This is a genomic window from Nocardia sp. NPDC006982, from assembly GCF_042869435.1.
Taxonomy (GTDB): domain Bacteria; phylum Actinomycetota; class Actinomycetes; order Mycobacteriales; family Mycobacteriaceae; genus Nocardia.
On sequence record NZ_JBIAFV010000026.1, the window covers coordinates 18,410 to 43,352 of the forward strand.

General features: G+C 63.8%; 26 protein-coding genes. 16 read left to right on the forward strand and 10 right to left on the reverse strand.

Going from position 1 to position 24,943, the window contains the following annotated elements; all coding sequences use genetic code 11:
- The first annotated feature begins 14 nt into the window (after window positions 1-14).
- The 5 genes from ACFYOW_RS45065 (at window position 15) to ACFYOW_RS45085 (ending at window position 3,525) form a co-directional block, all read left to right on the forward strand.
- Window positions 15-653, forward strand: a complete 639-nt coding sequence (locus ACFYOW_RS45065; RefSeq protein ID WP_387297527.1) for a hypothetical protein — start codon at window positions 15-17, stop codon at window positions 651-653.
- Window positions 653-1,543 carry a protein kinase gene (locus ACFYOW_RS45070; protein ID WP_387297529.1) on the forward strand — a complete coding sequence of 297 codons (891 nt, stop codon included), beginning with the start codon at window positions 653-655 and terminating at the stop codon, window positions 1,541-1,543. Before ACFYOW_RS45065 ends, ACFYOW_RS45070 begins: the two co-directional genes overlap by 1 nt.
- A gap of 97 nt (window positions 1,544-1,640) precedes the next feature.
- Window positions 1,641-1,766, forward strand: coding sequence for a hypothetical protein (locus ACFYOW_RS45075; protein ID WP_387297531.1), 126 nt, complete (start codon window positions 1,641-1,643; stop codon window positions 1,764-1,766).
- 95 nt (window positions 1,767-1,861) lie between these two features.
- The gene (locus ACFYOW_RS45080) at window positions 1,862-2,797 is read left to right on the forward strand and encodes an aKG-HExxH-type peptide beta-hydroxylase (protein ID WP_387297533.1); all 936 of its coding nucleotides are present in this window, start codon (window positions 1,862-1,864) and stop codon (window positions 2,795-2,797) included.
- Window positions 2,798-3,072: 275 nt separating this feature from the next.
- Window positions 3,073-3,525: a hypothetical protein gene (locus ACFYOW_RS45085; RefSeq protein WP_387297535.1), complete on the forward strand. Its 453-nt coding sequence runs from the start codon at window positions 3,073-3,075 to the stop codon at window positions 3,523-3,525.
- A gap of 70 nt (window positions 3,526-3,595) precedes the next feature.
- Here the strand turns inward: ACFYOW_RS45085 and ACFYOW_RS45090 are convergent, their stop codons facing one another.
- Both ACFYOW_RS45090 and ACFYOW_RS45095 read right to left on the reverse strand, forming a co-directional pair.
- Window positions 3,596-4,567 carry an SUMF1/EgtB/PvdO family nonheme iron enzyme gene (locus ACFYOW_RS45090; RefSeq protein WP_387297537.1) on the reverse strand — a complete coding sequence of 324 codons (972 nt, stop codon included), beginning with the start codon at window positions 4,565-4,567 and terminating at the stop codon, window positions 3,596-3,598.
- A 64-nt stretch (window positions 4,568-4,631) separates the two neighbouring features.
- Window positions 4,632-5,180, reverse strand: a complete 549-nt coding sequence (locus ACFYOW_RS45095; RefSeq protein WP_387297539.1) for an aminotransferase class IV — start codon at window positions 5,178-5,180, stop codon at window positions 4,632-4,634.
- 448 nt (window positions 5,181-5,628) lie between these two features.
- Between ACFYOW_RS45095 and ACFYOW_RS45100 the strand changes: the two genes are divergently transcribed.
- Window positions 5,629-5,808, forward strand: coding sequence for a hypothetical protein (locus ACFYOW_RS45100; RefSeq protein WP_387297541.1), 180 nt, complete (start codon window positions 5,629-5,631; stop codon window positions 5,806-5,808).
- A gap of 126 nt (window positions 5,809-5,934) precedes the next feature.
- On the opposite strand, the gene ACFYOW_RS45105 is transcribed toward ACFYOW_RS45100, so the two are convergent.
- On the reverse strand, window positions 5,935-6,735 hold the full coding sequence (locus ACFYOW_RS45105; RefSeq protein ID WP_387297543.1) for a hypothetical protein: 801 nt from the start codon (window positions 6,733-6,735) through the stop codon (window positions 5,935-5,937).
- A gap of 260 nt (window positions 6,736-6,995) precedes the next feature.
- Between ACFYOW_RS45105 and ACFYOW_RS45110 the strand changes: the two genes are divergently transcribed.
- Window positions 6,996-7,274, forward strand: coding sequence for a hypothetical protein (locus ACFYOW_RS45110; protein WP_387297545.1), 279 nt, complete (start codon window positions 6,996-6,998; stop codon window positions 7,272-7,274).
- A 20-nt stretch (window positions 7,275-7,294) separates the two neighbouring features.
- Here ACFYOW_RS45110 and ACFYOW_RS45115 read toward each other — a convergent pair whose 3' ends face one another.
- Complete coding sequence (locus tag ACFYOW_RS45115; protein WP_387297547.1) at window positions 7,295-8,044, reverse strand: helix-turn-helix domain-containing protein; 750 nt, start codon at window positions 8,042-8,044, stop codon at window positions 7,295-7,297.
- A gap of 129 nt (window positions 8,045-8,173) precedes the next feature.
- On the opposite strand from ACFYOW_RS45115, the gene ACFYOW_RS45120 reads away from it, so the two are divergent.
- From ACFYOW_RS45120 to ACFYOW_RS45130, 3 genes are all read left to right on the forward strand, one after another.
- Window positions 8,174-8,374, forward strand: a complete 201-nt coding sequence (locus ACFYOW_RS45120; protein ID WP_387297549.1) for a hypothetical protein — start codon at window positions 8,174-8,176, stop codon at window positions 8,372-8,374.
- A gap of 428 nt (window positions 8,375-8,802) precedes the next feature.
- A complete protein-coding gene (locus tag ACFYOW_RS45125; protein WP_387297551.1) occupies window positions 8,803-9,285 on the forward strand; it encodes a hypothetical protein in 483 nt (160 codons plus the stop codon).
- A 195-nt stretch (window positions 9,286-9,480) separates the two neighbouring features.
- Entirely contained in the window at window positions 9,481-10,134 is a 654-nt protein-coding gene (locus ACFYOW_RS45130) for a hypothetical protein (RefSeq protein WP_387297553.1), read from the forward strand.
- Between the two features lie 214 nt (window positions 10,135-10,348).
- Here the strand turns inward: ACFYOW_RS45130 and ACFYOW_RS45135 are convergent, their stop codons facing one another.
- Together ACFYOW_RS45135 and ACFYOW_RS45140 are read right to left on the reverse strand one after the other, a co-directional pair.
- Complete coding sequence (locus ACFYOW_RS45135; protein ID WP_387297555.1) at window positions 10,349-11,329, reverse strand: hypothetical protein; 981 nt, start codon at window positions 11,327-11,329, stop codon at window positions 10,349-10,351.
- Between the two features lie 235 nt (window positions 11,330-11,564).
- On the reverse strand, window positions 11,565-12,152 hold the full coding sequence (locus ACFYOW_RS45140; protein ID WP_387297558.1) for a GrpB family protein: 588 nt from the start codon (window positions 12,150-12,152) through the stop codon (window positions 11,565-11,567).
- Between the two features lie 312 nt (window positions 12,153-12,464).
- Here ACFYOW_RS45140 and ACFYOW_RS45145 point away from each other — a divergent pair, with 312 nt between their 5' ends.
- Both ACFYOW_RS45145 and ACFYOW_RS45150 read left to right on the forward strand, forming a co-directional pair.
- The gene (locus ACFYOW_RS45145) at window positions 12,465-12,953 is read left to right on the forward strand and encodes a hypothetical protein (RefSeq protein ID WP_387297560.1); all 489 of its coding nucleotides are present in this window, start codon (window positions 12,465-12,467) and stop codon (window positions 12,951-12,953) included.
- On the forward strand, window positions 12,944-13,957 hold the full coding sequence (locus ACFYOW_RS45150; RefSeq protein WP_387297562.1) for a hypothetical protein: 1,014 nt from the start codon (window positions 12,944-12,946) through the stop codon (window positions 13,955-13,957). Before ACFYOW_RS45145 ends, ACFYOW_RS45150 begins: the two co-directional genes overlap by 10 nt.
- Window positions 13,958-15,014: 1,057 nt before the next feature.
- On the opposite strand, the gene ACFYOW_RS45155 is transcribed toward ACFYOW_RS45150, so the two are convergent.
- The gene (locus ACFYOW_RS45155; RefSeq protein ID WP_387297564.1) at window positions 15,015-15,860 is read right to left on the reverse strand and encodes a class I SAM-dependent methyltransferase; all 846 of its coding nucleotides are present in this window, start codon (window positions 15,858-15,860) and stop codon (window positions 15,015-15,017) included.
- Window positions 15,861-16,487: 627 nt separating this feature from the next.
- On the opposite strand from ACFYOW_RS45155, the gene ACFYOW_RS45160 reads away from it, so the two are divergent.
- The 4 genes from ACFYOW_RS45160 to ACFYOW_RS45175 all read left to right on the forward strand — a co-directional run bounded on the left by ACFYOW_RS45160 (window position 16,488) and on the right by ACFYOW_RS45175 (window position 21,497).
- Complete coding sequence (locus ACFYOW_RS45160) at window positions 16,488-17,648, forward strand: IS110 family transposase (RefSeq protein WP_387297567.1); 1,161 nt, start codon at window positions 16,488-16,490, stop codon at window positions 17,646-17,648.
- A 277-nt stretch (window positions 17,649-17,925) separates the two neighbouring features.
- Window positions 17,926-18,864, forward strand: a complete 939-nt coding sequence (locus tag ACFYOW_RS45165; protein ID WP_387297569.1) for a hypothetical protein — start codon at window positions 17,926-17,928, stop codon at window positions 18,862-18,864.
- Window positions 18,865-19,035: 171 nt separating this feature from the next.
- On the forward strand, window positions 19,036-20,235 hold the full coding sequence (locus ACFYOW_RS45170) for a hypothetical protein (protein WP_387297571.1): 1,200 nt from the start codon (window positions 19,036-19,038) through the stop codon (window positions 20,233-20,235).
- 227 nt (window positions 20,236-20,462) lie between these two features.
- On the forward strand, window positions 20,463-21,497 hold the full coding sequence (locus ACFYOW_RS45175) for a protein kinase family protein (RefSeq protein WP_387297573.1): 1,035 nt from the start codon (window positions 20,463-20,465) through the stop codon (window positions 21,495-21,497).
- Between the two features lie 105 nt (window positions 21,498-21,602).
- On the opposite strand, the gene ACFYOW_RS45180 is transcribed toward ACFYOW_RS45175, so the two are convergent.
- From ACFYOW_RS45180 to ACFYOW_RS45190, 3 genes are all read right to left on the reverse strand, one after another.
- Window positions 21,603-21,815 (reverse strand): integrase core domain-containing protein, encoded by a 213-nt coding sequence (locus ACFYOW_RS45180; RefSeq protein WP_387297646.1) that lies wholly within the window; start codon window positions 21,813-21,815, stop codon window positions 21,603-21,605.
- 64 nt (window positions 21,816-21,879) lie between these two features.
- Window positions 21,880-23,805 carry a tyrosine-type recombinase/integrase gene (locus tag ACFYOW_RS45185; RefSeq protein ID WP_387297575.1) on the reverse strand — a complete coding sequence of 642 codons (1,926 nt, stop codon included), beginning with the start codon at window positions 23,803-23,805 and terminating at the stop codon, window positions 21,880-21,882.
- Window positions 23,771-24,862: a tyrosine-type recombinase/integrase gene (locus ACFYOW_RS45190; protein WP_387297577.1), complete on the reverse strand. Its 1,092-nt coding sequence runs from the start codon at window positions 24,860-24,862 to the stop codon at window positions 23,771-23,773. The genes ACFYOW_RS45185 and ACFYOW_RS45190 overlap by 35 nt, the downstream gene beginning before the upstream one ends.
- Window positions 24,863-24,943: the final 81 nt, after the last annotated feature.

The following is a 24,943-nucleotide window of genomic DNA, read 5'->3' on the forward strand; positions in this document are numbered from 1 at the left end:
TCGGAGAAACCACCATGCTGATCGCCCTCGAAGGTGCCGCCGGCACAGGCAAATCCACGCTCCGTGATCGAATACTCACCTGCGCCGCCGACCGCGGCATCGCAATCACCCACCTCGGCCAGTTCTCGTGGCTGTCACTACCAGCCACACGCACCTTGGTCGCGCTGCGCGCCGGTCGCGCCCTTGTCGATGAAAATACCGCCACCACAGCAGTTCTCGACGACCTGGTCATGCACGCCCGGCACAATATCGTCCCCGCCGCCCGAGCACAGCACGTCCTCGCCGACCGGCTCATCCTCTCCTCGGCATGTCTGCTCGCCGCCACCCACACTCGCCCAGTCGAGCACTACCTCAGCACCTTAACGGCAGCATCCGGTGTCCAACCGGATCTCACCGTCGTATTGACCACCCCACCCGAGATCTGCCGTCGCAGACTCGCCCCCAGACCTACCGCAGCCCGCCCCGGCGATGCCCCCGACGCTGCCCTGCAACTGCACCGCCTCTACAAGCAGGCCGCAAACGCCTGGCAGCACACGGTCAACCGCCCGCTCTGGCGCCGAAGACTGCTCACTCCCCGCGACACCGACCGCGTCTGCGAGGAGATCCTCGACCACCTGCACCTGCACCGGCCCGTTCCGGGAGAAGCGTTGTGATGGAGCTACACCCTCTGCACCCGGCGGGATGGGTCCTGGACCAACTTCGCCGCCACGGCTTTCACATACAGAACCTCCTCGCCTTCACCCGCTCGAGCACCCTGGTACTCGCGCACCGCGACGGAGAGGAATCAGTCGTGGTGAAGGCCGGATTCGGCAGCAACCACGTGCTCGCCGCGATGCCCGAGGACGACCGGGCCGCCGCGTACGGCTTCTACTGGTACCAGCAAATGAGCCCCGCCGAACGAACCATGGCGCGCAGCGACTTCCACCACGAATCCGACCTCGCCCGCGAATGCACCGGAGCACCCCACGTCGTCCCGCTGCTCGCCGAAGGCCAATGCGAGGACTTCGACTGGTACACCATGCCGCACTATCCCGACGGCAACTTCGCCACCCTGATGGCCACCGCCGGAACCGAACCATCGGCACTCGCCGGGCAACTATCCATCCTGGCCGACATCGCCGAAGGACTCGCCGAACTCCACGGCCGCGGAGTCGTACACCGCGACGTCTACCAAGAGAACATCCTGATCGACCACGGACGCGGCCTCATCACCGACCTCGGCGCCGCCCGCCGCCTGAACATCCCACGCGGTCCCCGCTGCCGCGGCCCCGAAGTCCACTGGCCACCTGAATACCGCACCGACTACCAGAGTGCCGGACCGGCCGCCGACGTATTCAGCCTGGCGGTGTTCACCTATCGAGTACTTCTCGGCGACATCCCCCGACTCGCAGTGCCCCCATCCTTCGCGAGCATCCCCACCCCCTTGGGCGCTGTGCTCTCATCCGCACTCTCACACAGCCCGGCAGACCGGCCAACCATGACGGAATTCCGAAATGCGCTGCAGCGCGACGCCATCCGCACCACCACGGCGACAACGTCGTGACCGGACCAGGACAGGAGAACGCCAGTCAGACAACACCACAGACAACGCTGAAACCGTATTGGATTGCAACAGAATGGATTTCACAACCATGGCCAACATGACTGACGAGATGACCGACTTCCTGCAGACGGTCGAGGAACTGCGTGCGGACGACTCCCGGATCCGCACCACCGCTCACACCTCCAGCATCATCTCCGACGGCTGGACCGCCGCCGAGCGGTAATCGACGCCGGCAGAGAACTGCGCGGTGACTGCGGCGGCGCAAATGGCACCGCAGTCACCGCGCTGACCACATTCAGAACGAAAAGGGGTGCCCGAGTGAACGAGTTGGATGCGATCTTCGAACTTCCCCGCATCACCATGTTTCATCGTTCCCGAACCGAGACCATTCAAAGGCTCGTCGGAGCTTTCGGCGCCGGTGCCGGCCCCGATCCCAATCATCTCGAGATGAACTACGCCCTCGCCCACCATTGCCTCGAAGGCGCAGAACAGGCCGCACGCACTGGGGACCGAGACCGTTTCGCGTGGTACCGCGCCGCGGTCACCGACCCACCGGCATCGTGGTTCGAATCCACCTCTCGCGGACCGAAAGTCATCCAGGCTCCAAGCCGCGCCGGTATGCACGTGTCGCCAATCGCCGAGACTCCGTACTACCTTCTCGGCCCCGACACCGAGGCAGCACCTCCAGCTCTGGTCGAACTCACCGCCGAGGCACTCGGCATCGCCACAGAGCATGGCTTCGGCCAACTCGTTGACAACCATGCGCCCATCGTGTGCTTGCTGGAAACCAAGAGCCCCGACGCCACTCTCAACAGCTGGACCATCAGCCGGCTACCGGGCACCGTGTTTCTCGATCACACAGCGGACCCATCCATCCTGGCCCGAGACATCATCCACGAAGCCGGCCACAACTGGCTCAACGACGCACTCGCGGCCACCAGCACCACGATCAGCGACCAGGCCAGTTTCTACTCACCATGGAAGAAGGCTCAACGTCCCGCGTTCGGCCTGCTCCACGCCTGCTGGGCGTTTCCGCTCACCATGCTCTTCGCGACCCGCGCGGCCGCCACCGCTGCGCAGCCGAGCCGCCAGATTCTCGCCGCTTACTTAGCACAGCAGTGCGACACATTGGCCACCGTCAACGAAATCCACGAACAGGCGCTACGTCTGGTCACCGACGCCGAACTGCGAGAACGGCTCGGAGCCATCTATGCCGCCGCCTCGACGATCGGAATACCCAGAAAGACGGCCTGAACCGCCGTCATGGCCGAACCGCCTGCATCATCGACGTTGCGCGCCACGGGCGGTGGTCATATTCACCCGAAAGACAACGACTCCGGCTGTTGTCGCGAGCAGTACGTGTCGTGCACGGCGATCGAAGGCGGTATGGCACACCTCTCGGCAGCACTGTCACAGATCGGCAGGATCGCCTTCCGGAGCATCACGTGCGCCCCGAACTCGGGACCGTTCAGATCGGAGAGGAGGAGGGTGAACGCGCAGCAACTGACTCGGAGAGGTGGTGGTATGGATTGGGTGCGGAATTGGATGCGGTGTCGCGGCGATACGCGCATCGGCATGGGTTTTCTCGGACCGGCGAATGGCTGATGCTGAAGGTCGCCGAGGAAGCGGGCGAGTTGGTCCAGTGGTTCCTAGCCGCGTCCGGGCAAGGACGCCCGCGCGGCAAATCACCCGCCGAGCTCGAGGAAGCGGTCGATGACGAGATCGCGGACGTGATCTGTCATGCCCTGCTGTTGGCGCACCACCGCACCACCGATGTCCAAGCAGTGATCGACCGAAAATGGCTGCATCGCACCGACAATCACCCAGACACACCAGCAGTGACGATGCTGGGCCAGAATCCCGACCTCTCACACGCCGAGGTGGGGGAGCCCGTGCAGATTGTTGAACGCGTGCCGACGGTGGTCGAGTACCGGGCACTGCGGGCCTCGGTCGGCTGGAAGTCCCCGGAGTCGTTCTTTTGACGGCCGTGTGCTGGCCGAGAGGCGAGGCGCGAACACGACGAACGTCGCGCCCCGATTGAGCGCGAGTGCCTCAATGACTTCGGCTGCGGTCGACGTCGAGTGTCATCTGACGCTCGACTGAAACTGCCTCACTCACGAGATTTCCTGTGATGCAACGGAATCCGGTGTCATCGTCGAGCATGCTGCGCGAGGCATCGTTGAATGCGGCGGGTTCGCCTCGGTCGAATGGGCTGGTGAACGCGGAGCCTTTGAGCTCGAATCGGTCGGTGGTGGTCTCGGTGGTCGTCCATTCCCAGGTGTTTCCGACGAGGTCGTAGATGCCGAATGGACTGACTCCGCTGGCGTAGGTAGATACCGGCGTCGTGGTGCCGGGCCCGGAGCCGCGGACATTGCATTTGGCCGGGGTCGGCTGGTTGCCCCAGGGCCAGGTGTTGCCGCGGGAGCCTCGGGCGGCTTTCTCCCATTGTTGGCTGGTCGGCATAGCTTTGTGGGCCCATTGGGCATAGGTGTTGGCGTCGTTCCAGCTGACCCAGACCACGGGGTGGTCGGTGATGTCGCAGGCGGGGGTCGGGCCGTTCCAATGCTGGGGTGTGGAATGTTGGTGGGCGGCAACGAATCGCGCGTAGTCGGCGTTGGTGGTAGGGAAGACATCCATCCAGAATCCGGCCACCCACACGGGTTGGTCTTGCGGTCCGGCGAGGAAGATTCCTTCGGGCACCCAGGTCATCAACTTGCCGTCGGCGGGATGGCGGGTGTTGGTGCGTTGCTCGATGACGTCGGTGTCGTGAGCGTCGCTCAGGGCGGTGGGAGATATCGCTTCGACGAACCGGGCGAGTTCGTCGTCGTTCAGGCGCGACAGGATGGTGTCGAGGGCTGCTTGGTTCACCGGGCGGGGGCGGATGTTCGCGCCGCCGGCTTCCCAGCGGGAGATCACACGGGGGTTGACGCCGATATGCGCCGCGAATTCGATCAGACTCATCCGCCGGGCGTCTCGAAGTGCGGCTGCTTCGGAGCCGGTCCAGCTCCGGACCACGATGGCCATCGCGGGGTCCTCCCTTCCCGAGCGGTGGGGTCTGAGCCTAATCACAGCGGTGCTGCGGTGCGCGTCAGATTCGTTGCGGGGGAATGGATTCGTATTCCGCGCGGAGCCGGTCGATCATCTCGTGGTCGACGGGCAGGTCGATGTCGTCGATGCGGGCGACTGGACGCACGCCGACCGCGGCGTTGGTCGCGACGGCCGCGTCGACGTGCGGCAGTTCGGCCAGGGTGATGGGTTTGACGACGACGTCCTCATCCAGGGTCTGGCTGAGCAGGCGCATAGTGATGCCGGGCAGCACCTCGGCTTGCGGCCAGATCAGCTGGCCCTCGGAGATGACGCCGATGTTGGACGTCGCGATCTCGGTGATGGTGCCATCAGCCGTCGTGAAAAGGACATCGTCGGCGCCGTCGCGTTGGGCGAGGCGGCGCTGGTAGAGGGCGCCGAACAGGCCGACGTGCTTGGTTTTGGGTAGGTCGCGGGTGTATACCGCCGACTGCAGAGTCATCGGGGTTTGCGGGACGGCGGGCGCTTCACGCCAGGTCACGAGGACCTGGGGGTCGGCGTCGGCGCCGGGTCTGCCGAGGGCGATATGCGGGTCGAACACCGTGATCCGCACGACGCGGCGGCCTGCCCATCCACATCGTCGCGAAAATACTGGGCCACAAGGACCTCAACATGGTCCAGGCGTACGCAGCGGTCTTCGACGAGGAACTGGTGCGAGCGTATCGGCTGTTCGTCGACAAACGGCGCGCATTGCGGCCAGATGACGAGTACCGAGAGCCGAACGAGCAGGAGTGGAACGACTTCCAACAGCACTTCGAAGAGCGAAAACTGGAGCTCGGAACTTGCGGGCGACCGTATGGAACGCCGTGCCAGCATGAACACGCCCTATCCGATGCCCGAGCCTGCGGGTTGACCCCCGCGCTCGGAACAAGCTGGTCGAGATTGCCGCTAATCTCCGTGACCGTATCGCCGAAGCTCGCGCTAACGGTTGGACCGGAGAGGTCGAAGGGCTCCAGATCAGTCTCAACGCCGCGGCGGTCAAGCTCGCCAGCGTAGATCGCATGCTCACCCGCAAAATAGGCACGGCACCAACCGATTTGGGCATCCCGGCCCGCATCCGCGCGGTCACGAGCGGCAGTTCCGGCGACCAAGGCGGCCGACGGTCGCCGCGTCAGGCGCTCGACGACCGAGCGCACAACGTGGCCAATACCGGCGTTGACCAGCAGAAAAACGCTCGATAAGCGGCATGAGCGGATGCGGCGAGGGACCCGATTGCGAGCGGCAACCCCCGCCGGACCTCGAATGTTTCCGAACGCTCGCTGTGTGGTTGACCTCTGACGTTCGGTTCGTGGGGCAGCTGGCTGTTTCTAGCGCTCCTGCCAGGCCCGCAGCGTCCGTGCCGTGTTGCGTCGCCACGCTTGCTCGTAGTCGTCGGAATCGTCTGCGGCAGGCAACTCGGCCCCCTCTTGGACGAATTCGAGAAGGTCGTTCATCGCCGCGCGCACCGCTGGGGTAATCGTGAGGTTCTTCACCGAGATCCCCAATCGGTGTGCCCAGCGTCCGAGAACGTAGTAGCGCCAGAACAAGTCGGCTTCTTCCGGTGACCGTTCCAACATCTGTACGGACTCGGTGGCAGTCGAGCCGAAGATCGTGCCTACGTCGGTGCGTGGACGTAGCCGCTCCTCGATGAGAAGGCGGTGCAGGACACCGACGCCGTACCCGCGTGCCGCGACAACTCGGCGCCATTCGTACCACTGTGTCGGCGCTGCGAGTTCGGCGTCGTGGAATCGCCACACCCCGTAGTCTTCGACCGCTGGCGCTTTGCGCAGCACAACGTGCCGGGTGGCTCGCACATCGGTGCGGAACCGGGCGGGGGTGGCATGTGGGAGCGCGCTGCTCTGCGGGTCTTCGCCTGCGCGTGTGCGAGGCGTCGAGTCGTAGAAGGCCGTGGTGACCGCCAACCATTGGTTGCCGCATTCGCGGGCGTCGTCGAGCCAGATCTCGGCACTGTCGAGGTCGCCGATCTCGAGGGACAGCCGCCCGATTTCCTGGGAGAGCCATGGATGACGTGCTTCCGCGAGCGCAGCGAACTCGATGAGGATGGTGCGGATATGCGCGAGATCGTGTGTGCTGTCAGCGCCTTCGCCCGCACCGACCAGCATGGCCACCAGGTCGTCGATCCACTGCTGCCCGGGATAGTAGAAGAGAAGTACAGTTCGCCGTAGGTGTAGCCGAACTGCTGGGTGAACCGGAGCACCGGAGGATCGACCGGGTGGGGCAGCGGCGGTGTCGCTGGCGGAATCGGGTGACCGTCGAAAGTGTCCAGCAGGGTTCGCAGCCCGTATAGCCCGTGCACTGCGGTGAACGGCAGCTCGAACAGCCGGTCCATCACGTGTGTCGGCAGCACGTCCGCAACCAGTCTGCGGACATGGTCGAAGGCGTCCTCGAGCCCGTGTCCGTCACCCCCGTGGGTGACGAAGACCAACAGCTTCCGGGACTGGAGCTCGACGATCATTGGCGCGCTCACTTTGCCGGTGAGGCCGCAGCCGTCGCAGGTGATGGTGGCGAACGCTTCCTCGTCGGCGATCAGTTCACGAAACCGCGGCAACTTTGCGAGATTCACGTAATAGAGGACGTCGAACGGTGCACGCCCGGAAAATCCGGGGTGGGTCATCTCCGTCCGCTTCGCAGCGGCAACGCGCCGTAGCAGTGCATCGTCGTCGACCTTCACCCCGCGGCACCTTCCTGACCTTGTTGCATCCGTCGTCGTCGCACGACTGCGGCCAACGCGGCCACCGATCGGGCCGGGAACTCTACTTCGAACATCGCCGACCGGTCGAGCATCGGATCCTGCGCTCCCAGGACGTGCCATTGCGCCAGCAGCTGCAGTTGGTACGCGTAGGCTTCCGGCGCGGTGATCTTGAGGAAGAAACCGTCGGTGGCTGCGGGCTCCAACAGGTGGTGGCGGTCAAGCAGTTCGACTTCGCTTGCCCCTGGGACTATTTCGCCGACCATGAAGTATTCGTCGATCGGTGCCGCCGGGCTTGCACCCTGGGACACCGTCGATTCCGTTGCGGTGAGCACCTCGATCGCCAAGCGTGTCAGTTTCACTGCGTGGTCGGTGAAGTTCGAGACGCTGAAACGTACTTCTGCCCATTCGACGCCCGCCCACGGAGGCCGCACCGCTCCGATATCGAGCACCACACCCGCTCTGGCCGCAGCCAGCTCGACTGCTGGCTGATCGTGTTCGGCGGCGGCCTGGCGCAGTATCAGCCATGGCTTCGGGTCCGCGCCCAACGCGTCGGCGATCAGCGCGACGGTGCGTTGTGAGGGCACGGCCCGTCCGTTGAGTGCGCGGCTGACGGTCGTGTGGCCCAGACCGGTGCGCTGCTCCAACGCCAACACCGCCATCCGCCGCACGGCCAACCGGGCCCGGATCAGCTGGACCAGTTCGGTCAGGGCCGCGTTGCCGTCCACGTGCGCTCCTCCCCGCCCGCCCGATCACGGCGTACATTACCGTGCGCTGTACGGCAGCATACGTCGATTCCGGAATCGTTCGCGTCAGCACCAACCGTGAACGAAAGGCCGGAAATCATGCCGATGTCGTTGTCTGCCAAAATCATTCTTCTACTGCTGGGCGTCGCGGGAGTCCTGACCGGTCTGCTAGTCGCCGCCGGCGCGACCGCGCTCGCCCGCCACAGCGGAACCTCGTGGTCCGTCGCGATCCTCACCGGAGGCAAAGCATTCGGTTCGGCGTTGGCTCTGACCGTCGCGGTGCTGGCCCTGCTGGTTGGGCTACTTACCTGACCGAACCCCCACTCGGGACGGGGCGGCTGTCAATGGGTCGCCGTTCATGTCAGCCGTCACCCCGCGCGACAAGCTTCGCGCGGGGTGACGGCTGCGCGCTCGTCCCATGCCGCAGGTCGACGGCTCGCTCGGCCGATCGCGCTGCCGTCGCGGAAGGGAATGAAATGTGTTCGCCGGCAACAGTGTTGCCAGCGGACGGTCGAATGCCCTGGAATCGGCTAGAAGCGCGCGTTGGAAAGCACTAACAGCCAACCGATTGGACGCATGACCACCGCGCGGGTCGCGGCAATACAGGATGTTCTCGCTCAGATAGAGGTTGCCTGGTCGTCCTACGAAACCAAAAGCAACGCACACGGTTTGGAGAACACTGACTGTGAAATCTCGGGTTTGAGCTGTCATCCGCTGCGGCAGGCCCTTATCGTCGTGTGGTGACTGATGTGGTGGCGTGGTCAGCGCTTGCAATGTCGGCTCTGGCCCTCATCTGGCAAGTCGTGACGTGGGTCCGTTCGGGTCCACGAATCAAGTTCTCGGCAATGGCAGGGGACATGGTCATCGCCGAGGGGAAAATGACCCTGACCCTGTTCTTCACGGTGACCAACTCGGGCCGCCTCGCAGCGACTGTTCACAGCGTGTGCGTTGACCAGAGGATGGGGCGGCTCAGCGCACGGACGATGTTCATCGGACCAGGAACCGTGAGGGCCCTCGACGGTGCCCCTGATTCAGTCTTGCCGCGTCGACTGGAGCCTCATGACGGTGTGACGGGTACCGCCAGTTGGCAGTTCGTTCCGCTGCAACAAGGCCGTAGTGGTCACTTCGGATACCTGGTGCCTTATGCGTACGTCGGCGATCGAATGGTGACCGCCCGCTTGATCCGCACGAACACCGTATCCCGGAACTCCCGTCCCCAGTAACACTAGATCGACTGCGACAGCGCATCCGAGTCCGTTCTTGACTGCCAGTGTCGATATTCGGAGGCGTCGGAAAACGCACGATATTCGGCAGAAGAGGATGCACCGGGAAGCTGTGGGCCGACCCCGCCGAAGCGCTCATTCAGCGGTATGAGCGCATGTTCGTGCCAACCGTCGAGTCGGTATACCGTCAGCCGCGTGGATCTGCAGCCCGTCGTCGATTCGTCCGAGCGGCTCACACGCCGAAGCGAGTATTTCATTGCGAAGCACTGTGTTCGCTGCGAATGCCCCCCATTGGAGGAGTATCGGGACCGGTGGCTCGAAATCGGCATTCCCGCAACGCAGGTCGACCGTGTCATCGAGTTTCAGCGGCGGTGGGGCGGGCTGGTCCTGCCGCCGTCTCTGGACTATGAAGGCGGACCCAAGATGCTGCAGGCCGATATGCCAGGCGAGGCGCTCGAGCGGGGCGGATGGTTCGAGGCGGGGGTGGAGCGAGCGTCGATGGCCTACGCTTTCATGATCGGTCCCGCAGGAGAATTCGGCATCGACGGCGATCGGTGGGTGCCACTACACGCAAGCATCGAAGGATGGATCGAATCGCTTGCGCTGGCTCACCATGCGTCCTACTACGCCCAGCAGATCAGCACAATTCGCGGTGATGCGGTCGACGGGCTGGCGTTGAGCACCCTCGAACCCGTGACCGAGGTTCGCGGGCTGGCCGACACCTGGCGGCGAGGCACGGATTCGCTGATCGCGATCTATACGGGCGAGGCCGAATGCTACGACGCACCAAGGCTCCGCGTCGCCCGCATCTACACCGGTCTCGACAAATGGGGACTGAGCGGAGGATAACGGTGATCGTGCCGCGCGACCACCTCTGCATATGCGTCCGAAAATCTAACTTGCTAAATAGCTTGAGCCGCAACACATCTTACCCCAGCGACTGCGCGCCCAGCGGCATGAGCGTGTATTGCGACGGCGCTTTGTGACGACAGGCAATGTGCGCAACGGCGGCGCGTGCGATCAGCGACAGTACCGAGATGCTCTGTTGTCTGGTATCGGGCCCTTACTGAACCGTCTGATCTCGTTCGAGATTTGGGCCTATCGATGCCGTAATCGTCACTGTATTCGCGGGCATGAAACGGAAGTCACGGGCATCCAGCTCGCCAACCTGCTGCAAGAGTTCGCGGACTGCAGCTGGATTGCCCTTAACGATGCGCGAAGCGATGTCCGGCTGCCGGTCGGACCTCATCTCCTCCATTAAAGGGTGAGCAGCTCCGCAACTGCTGGTGCCAGTGAGCCAAAATGTCAAGAACCAAGCCCATGGCAGCGATTCCGAGAACATCTGCTCATAGGTCTGGGCGAGAGTCTTCGGCACGGCACTGACAGGCGCTACCACCAGGCCAGCATCCAATATGGGATTTCTACTCAACAGATTGGCGTACAGCTCCATGCCCTGAGTGAAGTCGAATATTTCCTTGGAAATATTGAGGTCACGAAGGTGGCGCAGTATCGCCGCAGTACTCGTGTCCAGGTCTTCGGGCCGGGGGCAGTAGAGCAAATATCGAATTAGTTCACAGTCTAGGGCCTTATTTACTTTTTCGGCTCTGCTGCGCTGCTTTTGATCTTTGGCACGAAAATCGGAGCTGAGTGAATATTTCCCGGTTGAATCTAGATAAAGCTTCTTGGCCTGAAGCAAGCAGGCTGCTTCCCAACCGAGCTCCGGCTTCACATTGTCCTCGTAGCGAACGACGAGGCCCAGATCAGATTGCGTTACATAACGCTCAACGCTCGAGGGATACTCGTGCGTGTCGATGTCAAACCTCAACTCCAGCAATGGAACTGCCCGGCTGAGACGCTTGTTCAGCCAGGCGAGATCCCTACGAAGTATATAGTCTTCCTGCGCATCAGCATCCATGAGGTCACACAGCAGGGACGTCAGTGCTGGCTCCTGCCATGGGCGCTTCCTAACTAGTTTCCGCGCCACGCACGAATCAATTGAGTCGAAGTACTTCAAGAGCGGACGAACAGCTTTCGGCGGCAGCACCAGCCAAGACTAGCTCCCTCCCCCGCAGCTCAAGAGACCTTGGACCCGTATCCGCACCGCTGTGGGCGCTCGGGCGAGCGGGGCGGGAGTTGGATGTGGACTGCACGGTCGGCGGGCGACGCCCGATATTCGGAAATGCGAACGTTCCAGAGGTGTTGGCGACGAACTGATCAACTATTCGCTGTTGGTTCTGCCGACGGGGCGCCTTGCGGCGGTATGTGTACGGCGGTCAGGCCTACTTCGACCCGGCAGCATGGAAAAGGCGGTCGTAGATCTCGTGGATCATGTGCTGTTTGCGTGCGTTGTAGTCCATGACGTGGCCTCCCCCGGGGACCGCGGCTCGTTTGGTGTCCTCGTAGATGGCGCGGTCGTCGGGGTGGGTGCGAAGCCAGTCGCGAAACATTCGGAGCCGGATGGTCTCCGGGCAGTCCGCGGCGAAGACATGCAGGTTGACGCGAGGAACTGCGAGCCTGAGGCACCGATGCTCGTGAAACGATGGCTCTCGAACCGTGAGGCGATAGCCGAGGCCTTCGAGCGGAGGGACGTAGCTGGTCTCCTTTCGCGGGTCGGCGACGGTAAGGACGATATCGATGACGTCCTTCGCTGCCAGCCCGGGGACCGAGGTGGAACCTATGTGCTCGATATCGAGGGCTAGATCGCCGAGAGCTGTGGCTATAGCAGCCACCAAGGCTTGAAATCGGTGCGGCCACTGGGGGTTGTACGGGACGATCCGGATCGTCTCGGGTGCGGGTGGTCCGTTGACCCAAGGATTCTCGGAAGGGTCGCGCTCGCGGTGGCGAGTGATCTCCTCGAAGGTGGACACTCGACCCAGTTTAGTGACGTGATGAGGACCTTGGCGCAGCGTTTTCGTACGCCCGCAACCAAAGTCAGACTACCGAGCGCACAGTCCAGCCCGCAGCGGCAGCTGTCTTCGAAAGACCCTCAACTCGGCATGTGCGGTATGTCCGCTTGATGCCGGAAGCCCTCTGCGCATTGATCTTCCGCCCCTTCGCGCTGGGCGGTTCGGTCAACGCGACCAGCGGCATAGATTTCCGCGCGCTCGGCGGCCACCATCGAACGACCTCCGCGCGCGGGTGCCGCAGTTTATGTCGGCGGCAGGTGCGAGGATCTATGCGTGAGCGAACCGTCCTTCTACCCGATCCGACCTACTCGTGTGCGCGAGCTGCGCCCGGGCGACCACATTATCGTGCCCACCGACGGCCCGGGCGCTGGCAGTCACGCCCTAATTACCGATCTTAAAGAGGACGAGAGCACACGGCTGATCACGATCAATGGCGAGTTCGTGGGCGAAGAGGCACTCTTCTACCACCAAGCTCCGCCTCATGAAACCGTGCAAAGGTTGGTGCAGCCTGGGGACCCGATTCCCGGTACGGAATCCATAATGGTGCGCGGTTCGGAACTATGGAAATGGATTGGGGCTACCTTCAACGACCCTCAGGGAACTGCCGAGCAGTATCGAATTCGCACGTTTCGACACATCGCTGATCCTGTAACTGGAGAACCGATCGCTGAGGTTGAGATGAATTCGCTGCGCCATTCAAGCAAGGTCCTGACGATCCACGTCAAGCTCAACGCAACAATCGGGTTCCCGGGGTGCCGGTGACAAGTTTCAATCCACCACTAAGCGTTCTCGGGCACTTCTCATGCGGTACAGGCCTTCATCTGAGCGCGGAATGTTGCGGCAAAAAATTCGATACCCGCACGTCGTCGTTCGATGTCGCGCTGTTCATTGCGAAGTTTTCAATACCTTGGCAGAACGCCCTACTCGACCCGCCCGAAGAAGTCGCCCCGAAATGTGAATCCGATATCGCGGACGCTCGCGAAAATTCTCTGCAGTGGGGTGTGGTTGTGGACTGGACTACTCACGGCAGCGGGCATCAGATACCAAGCACCGTGCGGGCCTCTCGCTTTGGCTTCAAAGTCACTCGCGCTGTCACAGACTCCACCGAACTCGATGACACTCGCATACGTGTCCTGTCTGAGCTCGACGCCTGGTGGACCCTCTTTAGTTCGTGGGTGGCGGTATTGACAGAACAGGACCCCCGCGATTATTGGCGAGCGGTTGAAGCTACCCGTATGGAACCGATCTGGACTTGGGTTGATGGCGAGCCGAAGCGACGCGCACAGACCGTCAGTGCGGACTGGCCACAACACAGGGATACCGACGCGTTGGACCAGACAACTTTGATGGTGTGCATGTCGCTTGCTGGTTCAGGCCAACCACCACCGGACGAGTGGATTTTCATTCGCGACGCTCGATCTGCTCTGAGGGCGGGCGACTACCGAAGGGCCATTATCGATGCGGGAACCGCCGCCGAGCTAGCGATTACCGAACTGCTAGATCAGGACTTAGCGCTTGTTGACCCGGCGATCCGTGAAGCGCTGTTTAAGCGCGCGCGGGCACTCGAAGGTAGGTCCAACCTTATGAAGGACCTCAAAGCAGGGACGGAACCGCCCGGGTTTACGGCAGGCTTGAAGACTCCCCGAAATGACGCAGCGCACAAGGGGCACCGCTCTTCGAAACAAGTCGCAGTCAAGGCAATCGAAGTCGCCGTTGAACTAGTGGAACAAGCGACCCCACTTCTAAGCTTGATTCCTCCCGTTTAACCCACCGGCTTCCGCTCTCGACAGCTGCACGACATTCGACGGAATCGCCTGTGCCGGAACCGGAGCGCCCTGTCTTCCAGGGACCGCCGGGTTGCCGCGTGCGCGCTGCGCAGACAGCTATCCTGTCTAGGCCGTCGATCCTCGGTGACGGCGCTCACTGAACTTCGGCGAGCGCCGTCATCGGTAGTGCGGTGTGCCGAATTGTCGGTCGAGGGGTGGCCGCCGATCTTGCACCACCACATCACGACGATCATGCGCGAGTATGCAATCTGTTCGTAGCACCAGGGTTGAGTCGCCGACCCGACTCTGAGGGTGTTGCCGATGTCGAGGATCGGATCGCGCCGTTCTGCAGCGATGCTGCGACAAGTCAGCTGCGTGAAGCATGCTGGGTCCAGCGGGCGGGATAGCTTCACGGGCCGCTGAACCGAGCCGTGAGTGCCGCAGGCGTTCACGACATATCCGGAGCCGGAGACACGGAAATCGGCTATGTGCGTACGTCCGCTTGATGCCGGAAGCCCTCTGCGCGTTGATCTTCCGCACCTTCGCACTGAGCGGTTCGGTCAGCGCGACCAGCGGCATGAGCGGATTCCGCCCAGCCTGGATGCGTTACGTGGTGCCTTGCGTCCGCTACTACGCGGACCGTCACCGTCTACGCCATCACCAGCCTGGACGCCCACCAGGCAACCCCCGCCCAGCTCGCCGCCTGGATCCGCGGCCACTGGCAGATCGGGGCCCTGCACCACGTCCGCGACGTGGGGCTACGGCGAAGACGCCTCCCAGATCCGCACCGGCAGCGGACCCCAGGCCATGGCCGCCCTGCGCAACCTGGCCATCGGCATCTTGAAAACGGCCGGGCACGCCAGCATCGCCGCCGCCTGCCGGCACCACGCCCGGGACGCCACCCGGACCCTCGACACCCTCGGACTGCGCCCAGCATGAGCAAAACGGACACGACGCGGCTACGCCGAGACCCTGGAGGTTGCCGTACTCCTCTGCCGTACCGTCACTGCCTGGCCCTCGCAGAGGGGTGAAGTTGCCGGACGTGGCCTGCGCTCGCTCAGGTGACCCGTGCGGCCACCAGGGTCTCGAAGGTATAGGGCCGCACGCCATCGGTACGGCCGGCGAAGTACCGCTGCTGGAGGTCTGCACGTGCGGGATGGTCCACGACCTTCAGCCCGCACCGGCTGATCAGCCTCTCGATCTCGGATACCGGCCAGCCGGGCTGAAGAGGCTCGCCGACAGAAGCCGCGATCGGCGTGTAGATACGGGCGAATTCCGTCCCCACGTCGTCGAGCGCACAGTCCTCGGCCCGGTAGGAGAACACCACCTCAGACCCGGGAGCAGCCGCCGCGATCGTGCGCAACCCCGACTCGATCGCCTGTGCCGTCAGATAGGGGGCGACGCCCGTCCAGCAGAACATCGCCGGCTGCGCCCAGTCGAACCCGGCCGGGCCCAGAGCATCCTGAACCGGTCCGGCCTCGAAATCAGCCGGCACGAATACCTGCGAGTCGCTGAGCGGCAGGCCGAGCTCCCTGACCCGCTCGAGCTTCCATGCCTGGGAGGCAGGGTGATCAACCTCGAACACCGTCAGCGAGCCGAGTAGATCCGGCCGCCGCCACGCGAACGAGTCAAGGCCCGCGCCAAGAATCACGTACTGCGTGAAGGCGCCAGCAGCCAGCCGGTCCTCGGCGTACCGGCTGCGGGTGCAGACAGCCGCGCGGGATTCGCGACGGACCGGGCCGGGGAACAGCGGATCGAACTGGTCTCGCAGCTGCTGCCATACCGGGCCGACAAGCACCAGGGCCAGCACATCGTCCAATACCCACGGCGACGCCGTCTCCAGGCGAAACAATCCACGCGACACGGCCGCAAACATCGCCGTCCTGCTCGGCGCGCTTTCCATGCATTCCTCCTCGCTGGCCAGAACCCAGCATGCCGACCACGCTCGCCCACTCTGCGCACTTCACAGGATGCGCCTGAAGCGCCCTGACGGCCATAGCCAGATCGCCTGGCCGCCACGATCTGCTCACCATCGGGATACTCCAAAACGGCCATGCACGCCAGCATCACAACCGCCTGCACGCCACCACGCCCGGAACGCCACCAAGCCCTCGAGGCCCTCCGACTCGACCCCGCATGAATAAAACGGACATAACGCGACTATGCCGAGGCCTTGGGCTCACCCCCAATCTCATGTCGCCAACGCAGCTGACCATTGCTGGATCTCTCAGAATATCGCTGGACGAATGCCCTAGTGCGCCAATGGATTAGTACGAACGAACATCCGGCATTCGGCTAGTTAGACACTTGCTGTCAGGATCGGATCCCGGCCAGGATTTGATCCAGGTGCCCGGCGGGATGCTCCCAATATTCGGCTGCCCACCGTCTGTATTGGTGTGGCTCTCTAATGGCTTGCCTCCCACCGGGTGCCGTGCAGGGAGTGGCTGAAGAGGGGCCTGCCCCAAGCTCGAACTAGCGGTGCCCTCCCGCACGGGCACCACGATGTTTCGTTGATATGGGAGGCGCGGCGATGACCGTCATCATCGGAATGGATCCACACAAACGCTCGGCTACCATCGAAGCCCTCGACCCGACCAGCAAGATTCTGGCCACCGGCAGATACAGCACCGACAACACAGGTTATGCGGAAATGCTCACTGCTGGAAGGCGATTCCCCGACCGGATCTGGGCTGTCGAAGGCTGCAACGGCATCGGCCGCCACCTCGCACACCGCCTCGTCCACGACGGGGAAACCGTCATCGACGTGCCCGCGAAACTCTCGGCGCAGGTGCGAGTGTTCGCGACCGGCAACGGCCGCAAAACCGACCCGGTCGATGCCCACTCGGTCGCCCTGGCGGCCTTGCATGCACCGAATCTTCGTCGCGTCGAGGCCGATCCGGACCTGGTCGCTCTGGGCATGCTCGCCGACCGGCGTGACGAACTCGGGCGTTCCCGCACCGAAACCGTGTGCCGGCTGCACCGGTTGCTGCTCGAGCTGATTCCCGGCGGCGCCAAGACGTTCCTCTCGGCCCGCCAGGCCCGCGAACTGATCGCCCCGATCGCACCGGCCGACGCGGCCGCGCGGGTTCGGTTGCGTCTGGTCGTCGAATTGATCGAGGACCTGGAAACGATCGACCGCAAGACCAAGGCCGCGGACAAGGAGCTGCGGCAGTTGGTCGCCGAGCGTGGCTCCACACTGATGGACCTGCACGGGATCGGACCTTCCTCCGCGGCAAGGCTTTTGGCTGATACCGGTGATATCCGCCGGTTCCGGGACCGGGACCGGTTCGCGTCCTGGAACGGCACCGCACCCCTGGACGCGTCTTCGGGTGATCAACAGCGGCATCGACTTTCGCGCGCGGGCAATCGCAAGATCAACCGGGTGTTGCACATCATGGGCATCGTTCAGTTGCGCAACCGCACTGCCGGGCGCGTCTACTACGACGGCCGAAGGGCGGGTGGGAAGACCTCGATGGAAGCGTTGCGCGCGCTCAAACGCCGGTTGTCGAATGTCGTCTATGCCCGGATGCTCGCTGATCAGCGGCGGCGTGAATTGGCAGGCCCGGGAGGGCAATCGGGAACGACTCTTGACTCCAGCGTGACCGGTTCCAACCCGCACACCGGCCCTTCGGACAAGCCACATCCCGGACCCAACAAACAGGTTAACCCCACACCCGCACCGACATCTTGACATAGAGGGGTGCCAATACCGGACATCGGGAAGCGCTGTCGACCAACCGATTTGGTCGATTGACTAACGCGCTCCATGCGGCCATTACCGGACGTTCGGTGCCGTGCTGGAGCTGTCGCGCTCGTTGTCGAGATTATCCCGCTCCAGAACGCCACGCGGTCCGCTGCGGCTCTGGCAAATCAGCGCTGAGGCGACTGCGCCGCCGCCTATTTGAGCAGTCCTGGACGGCCTCAACCGATCTCGCGTGCTGAGTACAGATGTGACTTAACCTTGCCTCGTGACATCGTCAGCGGATTCGCACCGTGAGTCGCCCGCCGTACCAACGGAGTCGGTCGAATCGCGGCCAGCGGACCCGGTCGAACTGCCACCAGTAGAACGGTCGGGGCCAGCGGATCGCAACGCATCGCCCAAACAAGCCGAGGGGGAGGATGACACAGGTGAGCAGTCCGATGTGTCATCTATCGAAAGGTGGTTCAGGGGAGTCATTCTTGGCCTAGGCGCTGCCACCGTAGTCTCCGGCCTCATCTTCGCTGCATTCGGTCCGGAGGCCAGCAGCTCGTACAGATACTTCCCGCTCCTCTTTGGTCTGGTCCTGATATCGATGGCAGTGCGACCTTTCAAGCGGGCAGTCTTTGATCGGCAGGCTGACGACATCCGTGAACGGATCGAAGCGCGAGAGCCGCCGTTCGTCATCAATGCGACTGGCCGCGCCTACGTTCGAGTGGACTCGGTGGGGTCGGACGTTTCGATGATCCGGACGTCGGAATCGTTGCAGAAGCAGGAGAAGATCCTGCGCGAGATGTACACCCAAGGCCTCGCACAGGCGAAGGTCAGCTTTATCGTCAGCATCATCGCCGCGTTGGCCGGAGCTGGCCTGCTGATGTGGGGCGTCTTCCTGGCGATCTCGAACGCGCCGACGGCCGATGGCCAGGAGTACGCCAGTCTGGTCGCCGTATGCGCCGGTATCGTGACGAACGTCCTGTCGTCGATCTTCTTCGTCCAATCGAACCGGGCACGAAGGGATATGGCTCAGCAGGGCCTGCTGCTTCGCGAAGAGAGCCAAGAGGACCGCCGACTTGCGGCGGCGCGTGAGCTGGTCGGCGGCATCCAAACCGACGACCTGCGCGACTTGGTGCGCGCCCATCTGTCCATGACGCTGCTGTCAGTGGATCCTGACGAGAACCAGAAAAACAAACTAGAACCGAAACCGCTCTAGAAGTTCGAAGGGGTTGACCGTGTTGTCGACCGAGGCACCAACCTTGAAGGGGGCCCGCTGTGCGACGGTGAACGACCGTCCGAAATTTGGCTTGATCCGAGTCGGAAGCCGTGTTCGCATTGAGCAATGCGTGGTGGCTCTTACTGGTCGACCGAGGCGGGACGACGTCAGATGGACCTCAACCGATCCGTTTCCACGCTGCGGCTTAGGCTCAGTCGTGAACCGAGGTCAAAACGGGTCAAGGGAAAGGCCGGGGCACAAGAACTTCGGGACCTGATGTTCCAAGGCGCAGCCTCATGGCATCGCATGGACGGAGCGCTCGGGCGATGGCCGCAGTCGCGCGCTCACTTGGCACTCGACATTGAATTCAATACGACGAGGCGGAACAGCCCGCGGATCGACAAGCTTTGCAAGTGGCTGTTGGACGAGCTGGGCGGCGCGCACGGCGCTCCGATCGTCTACAACGACGACCGGCAGGTGAAGATGCTCTTCGCTCGCCACCTCCGGGATGCGGATACACCGATGATCTCTGTCACCGCGCAGACGGTGGCGCAAGTGGGTGCAGGGCTTCGACGGGCTGCCAGCTTTGATACTCAATGGACGATCGAGCACGCGAACTGGGAAATGAGCTTGCATCTCGGTCTCGACGAGGACCTCAACCCGGACTTCTTGCGGGAATTCGGTATTGATCCGCCGGCAGACGGCGAGCTCACACTGAGGGAGCAGGTCAGATTCCGGCTGCGCCGTCAGGCCACGAACCTTGCTGTTACCGACGAACTTTCGTCTTCGGCGATGTTCACCTATGCCGCTGAGCGCCATAGAAAAGAGGCTGGGCTGCCAGCGACTAGCGATGCGCTGCACCGGCTGCTCGACTATGGCCTGGCAGTTGATCTGGGACCACTACCTAGCCGATCTGGAGAATCGGCCGACTTCTGCGCGCGTACGACGACGAAGCTGAGCGATCTTGTGGCGGACAAGAGATGGATCACTCCGCTTTTGCCGTCAGTCGGTGTCACGCTGTTCTATCTGGAGACCGGCGCGGGCAAGGACCTCGACAACATCTTCCTCACGATCCTTCCGGTCATTCTTGAGACGTTTCGGCCGCCGGTTGCCTCATTGGCCGACTACTCGCCAATCGATGACCTGCAAACATGGCACGTGGATGCAGAACGTGGGGCACGCACCACCATCGGTGACACAGCGTTCATCGAAGCGGTCTCACTGCAGGGTATTTCGAGCGAGCGACTTTCCCCTGGGACGATTGTCTTGGCGCTCTCGCATGGCGGCCGAATGGAAAGCTGGTGGGACAGTGCGCTTCGCTTCGTGGAGGAACACAACGACAACATGCCGCTAACGGACGACGGCCTCTAAAGGCTTTAGTCAGCGTGCACCGTTCGCCGGCGTCCAGGTGGTTGTGGCCTCGACACAGTCGACCATGTGGCTGATCGGCGATCTCGGCTGCGCCCGGTCCGCATCGGCGGATTAGACCACGCCGAGGACGTCGATTACGTCTTGGCGCTGTGGGCGTCGCTGGCATTGTTCGAGGGAAGTGCTCGGCGAACATCGCCTTCACCGTCCTGGAGCGCTAGTACAGTCTGATGTCCATGTCGTCCCTGTGCTCCGAAACGCGCCTTGCCGCATATGGTTCCGTCGCGACGTCCCTGGTTCTGCTCAGCGATCGCGCGCTGCAGCAGGCCCTTGACGCCGCGGAGCCGGTCGGATCGGGCATCGGCGGGAAGTCGGTGTTGTTGGAGGTTGCCGGGAGGCAGGTGTTCGTCAAGCGGGTACCGCTGACAGACTTGGAACTGCGGCCGGAGAACGTCCATTCCACGGCCAATCTCTTCGAGCTGCCGATGTTTTGCCACTACGGCATCGGCGGCCCGGGGTTCGGAGCGTGGCGCGAACTCGCCGCGCATGCCATGACCACCAACTGGGCGCTCGCGGGCGAGTTCGCGGGCTTCCCGTTGATGTACCACTGGCGGGTGCTGCCGGATACAACGCCGCTGCCCGAGGAGCTGGCCGATGTCGATCGGGTCGTCGACTACTGGGAAGGCGGGGCGCAGGTCCGGCGGCGCCTCGAGGAGCAGCGCTCGTCCTCGGCGAGCATCGCGCTGTTCCTGGAATACATCCCGCGGAACCTGTTCGGCTGGCTCGGTGAGCAGCTTCGGGCCGACAGTGCGGCCGCTGACCGCGCGTTGGCCATGGCGGATCGGGACCTGGCGGCAGGTATCGCGTTCATGAACGCCAACGGCCTGCTGCATTTCGACGCCCACTTTCAGAATCTCCTCACCGACGGCGAGCGCCTCTACTTCGCGGACTACGGACTGGCGATCTCCTCCCGGTTCGAGCTGGCGAAGGACGAGCTCGCCTTCTTCGAGCGGCACCGGAACTACGACCGCTGCTACGCCGCCATGTACACGGGGCAGTGGCTGGTGACCGAGCTCTTCGGTCCTGGGCGCGATCAGCGCGAGTCCCGCCTGCGTGCGTACGCGTCAGGCCAGGCGCCAACCGGGATCCCGGAGACCGCCGCGGCGATACTCACCCGCGACGCGCCCGTCGCCGTCGCAATGACGGACTTCTTCAATCTGCTCCGCTACGAGACCAGGCGAGCACCATACCCGGCAGGGCTCTGATCCGGTCGGCGGATCGACTCCACCCGGTTCCGGCGAGCCGGGCGGACGGACCTCGAACCGGATGCCCCGGGCTGAACCGTCACGTGTAAGGGACCGGCTTCGGTTTCAGACCAGCGCCGGTCGGCGTGGCGGTTGTTGAGAGTAGTACGCGGCTTCGTATTCGGCTGGGGTCAGGTAGTCCAGCCGGGAATGCAGACGGGCGTTGTTGTACCAGTCGCACCATTCCATGAGCGCGTACTCGACGTCGGCGAGAGTTTTGAACGGGCCGCGCCGGGCTACGACCTCGGTCTTGAAAAGCCCGATGATCGATTCCGCCAGCGCGTTGTCATAGGCTTATCCGGCTAATCAGGGCTGATCTTGTTCCGCTGGTTGGGTTTCGCGGTTATCCGGCTGATTTCTGGATGTCTGTGATGGCGGCGTCGAGTCGGGCGATGAGTTTGTGGTGGCGGTCGGCTTCGGTGATCCAGCCGCGGCGTTGGGCGTCTTCGGCGAGTTTTTGGGCGTCGGCGCGTTGGGCGGCGAGGATGGGCAGGTAGGTGAGGTCGGTGCGGAAGTTCGGGCAGTGTTCGCAGATGTTGGCGTAGGGGCAGGCGCCCTGGGCGGGGGCGCGCAGGCAAAAGCCTCCTGCGAGACGGGATTTCAGCGTGGGTGTGTCGGTCCAGTCCTTGCCGCCGGTGATGTCGGCCAGAGGCAGGGCTTTGGTGCCGGCGGGTGTGGTGGGCAGGGCGGCGAGGTGGTCTTTGGCGAGGTTGAGGGCGCGTTCGTATTCGGTGCGGACGGTGGTGTCGAATAGTTTTCCGTAGCGCAGGCTCATCTGAGCGGAGACGTGTCCGAGCAACGCCATCAGCGATTGCAGGGAGACTCCGGCGTTGACCAGTGCGGTGGCGTAGGTGTGGCGCAGCTGGTGTGGGGTGATGTGGCCGATTCCGGCGGTGGTGGCGGCGCGGTCGAGTTCGTTGCGGACGGCTTGTTGGGCCAGGCGGCCGCCGTGGTGGGTGAACAGGAACTGGGCTGGTTTCCCGGTCCGTGGGTGCGGTAATGGTCTTCCGGGACTGCGGATTTCGATGATCCGGTCGATCAGTTCGACGGTTTCGTCGTCGAGGGGGACCATGCGTTCGGTGTCGAGTTTGCCGAGCGGGACTTTCAGCCAGGCTCCCTCGCCAGCAATCTCGTGGAGGCAGTCGATTTCGAGGTCGAGCAGTTCCCCGATCCGCAGTCCGCAGGCGCGTGCGAGCAGCAACGCGGAGGCGGCGAGTTCGTGGTCACTGGCGCGCAGGGCATCGGTGAGGCGCCGGTCGGCGTCGACCGGGATGTAGCGTGGCAGCGGGCGCGGGAGACGGGGAACGTCGTTGCGGAACAACAGTTTCCGATTCGGTGCGTCGTTCCATCCCCATTCGGTGATCTCGGTGAGGAAGGTGTTGACCGCGACGACGCGGCGGGCGTGGTCGGCGACGCCGATCGGTTCGCCGGTCTTGCTGCTGACCGCGTCGGCCAGGCTGGTCAGCCAGGGTTCGATGTGGCGGCGCCGGTCCAGCTGCGACAGCCGGGTCAGGGTGGGGTCGAGATCGGTGAGGAATCGGCCGAACCCGGTCAGGCGGGTGGCCATGCTGGAGACGGTGTGTCGGGTGCAGGTGCCGCGTTTGGCGTTGAGGTAGTCGATCATCGCCTCGGCGATCGCCGGGGCAACGCCGTCGAGGCGGACCGCGAAGTCCCAGGGGCCGCCGCGGCGGGGCGGTTCGGTCAGGATGCCGAGGTGGAACAGCACCAAGTGCGTGTTGGCGAGCGCGGCCTTGTAGTGGTGCCAGCCTTTGCCGGTGCGGTGCTGACGCATCCGGCAGGCGTCGGCGAACTCGTCGAGATCGCCGGTGGTGAGCTGGTGCAGGCGGCGTCCGGTCTGGATCAGCAACCGCGCCGGTGCCTGCGAGCCGGTGGCGGTGCGGACCCGCTGGCTGAATCCGAGTTCCCTTGCGACTGTGAGGTATCGAGCGAGATCTCCTCCGATCGGGGAGGCGTCGATCTCGCGCCAAAGGCTAGATATCTTGCGTTCCAACAGATAGTCGTAGCCGGGCCGCAACCAGTCGTGCAGCATCAGGAACGTGATGAACGGCCGCGTTGAGGAGTTCGCCGAGCACCGCAGCTCGAGCGGCTCATCAGCCCAGGCTTGCGGATCGGGCCAGCGCTGCAGGAATGTGCGGGCCGAACTGTAGTAGGGGCCGCTGCCTCGGCCGGTGCGCGCCAGCTCGGCCAGGTAGGTGTGGTAGATGTCGTCGGCGTCAGACCTGGCGGCGAATACGTGCGCGTGCGGCATCGAATTCCTCCTTCACCCGCTTCGGGGCCAGATGGATGTAGCGGGCGGTGGTGTCGACATGGGTGTGCCCGAGCAAGGCCTGCATCACCGACAAATCGACTCCGGCCTCGGCCAACGCGGTGCCGAACGAATGCCGCAACGCGTGCGGATGCCCGGCCGTGACACCGGACAGTTGCCGGTGATAACGGAAGATCGTCCGCAACCCGGCCGGGGTGAGCGGCTGGCCGCGGTTCGGGCCCTTGGCGACCAGAAACAAACGCGCCGAAGCTGATTCGGGTCGCTCGGCCAGCAGATAGCCCTGGATCACGCGGGCCAGGTCGCCGTCGAGCGGGACCGCGCGTTCGGTGGCGCCCTTGCCCCAGACCCGGATCCAGCCGCGACCGATGTCGACATCGGCGACGTCAATAGCCAGCACCTCGCACGACCGCAACCCGCAATACAGCATCAGCCCGGCGATCGCGCGGTCACGCCAGGTCCGCAGACTCGCCAGCAGCCGCGCCGCCTCCGACACCGCCAACGGCCTCGGCAGCCGCCGCGGTTCCCGCAACCGCAGTGCCGACCGCGGTCGCGGTTTGCGCACCAGATGCGCCAGCAGGCCGGTCTTCTCACCCGGCACGAACCGTTGCGCTTCACGGCCTTTCGGCACCGGACTCGGCAACGCCGGATCGCGCATCGCGCGGAACGCGAACAACCCCGACACCGCCACCAGCCGCCGGTTCACCGTCGCCGCCGCATACCCATCCAGGCGCCGGCCCGCCAGATCCACCACATTCGGGCCCGGCCGTCCCGGCAACCGCGCCGCCCGGCACGCCGCCAAAAACCGCAGCAGCATCGGCGTGGTCACATCCTCGACCCCGAGGCCCTCACCGAGCAGCCACCGCCCGAACATCACCAGGTCGAATCCATAGGCCCGCACCGTTTTCGGTGAATAGTTGCGATCAGCCAGATAACCCAGAAACTCATCGATCACCCGCAACCCATCGGCACCCGGGCCGGCCAGATACCACCGGCTGGCGTCGTGTTCCAGGCGCAGTCGATCACGGTTGTCCGTGCTCATGCCCGACAGGTCTACTCCCGGTTAGCCGACACGCGAACACACGAATCGCCGAAGGCCACCGAACCCCCCTTGACCAGGGGA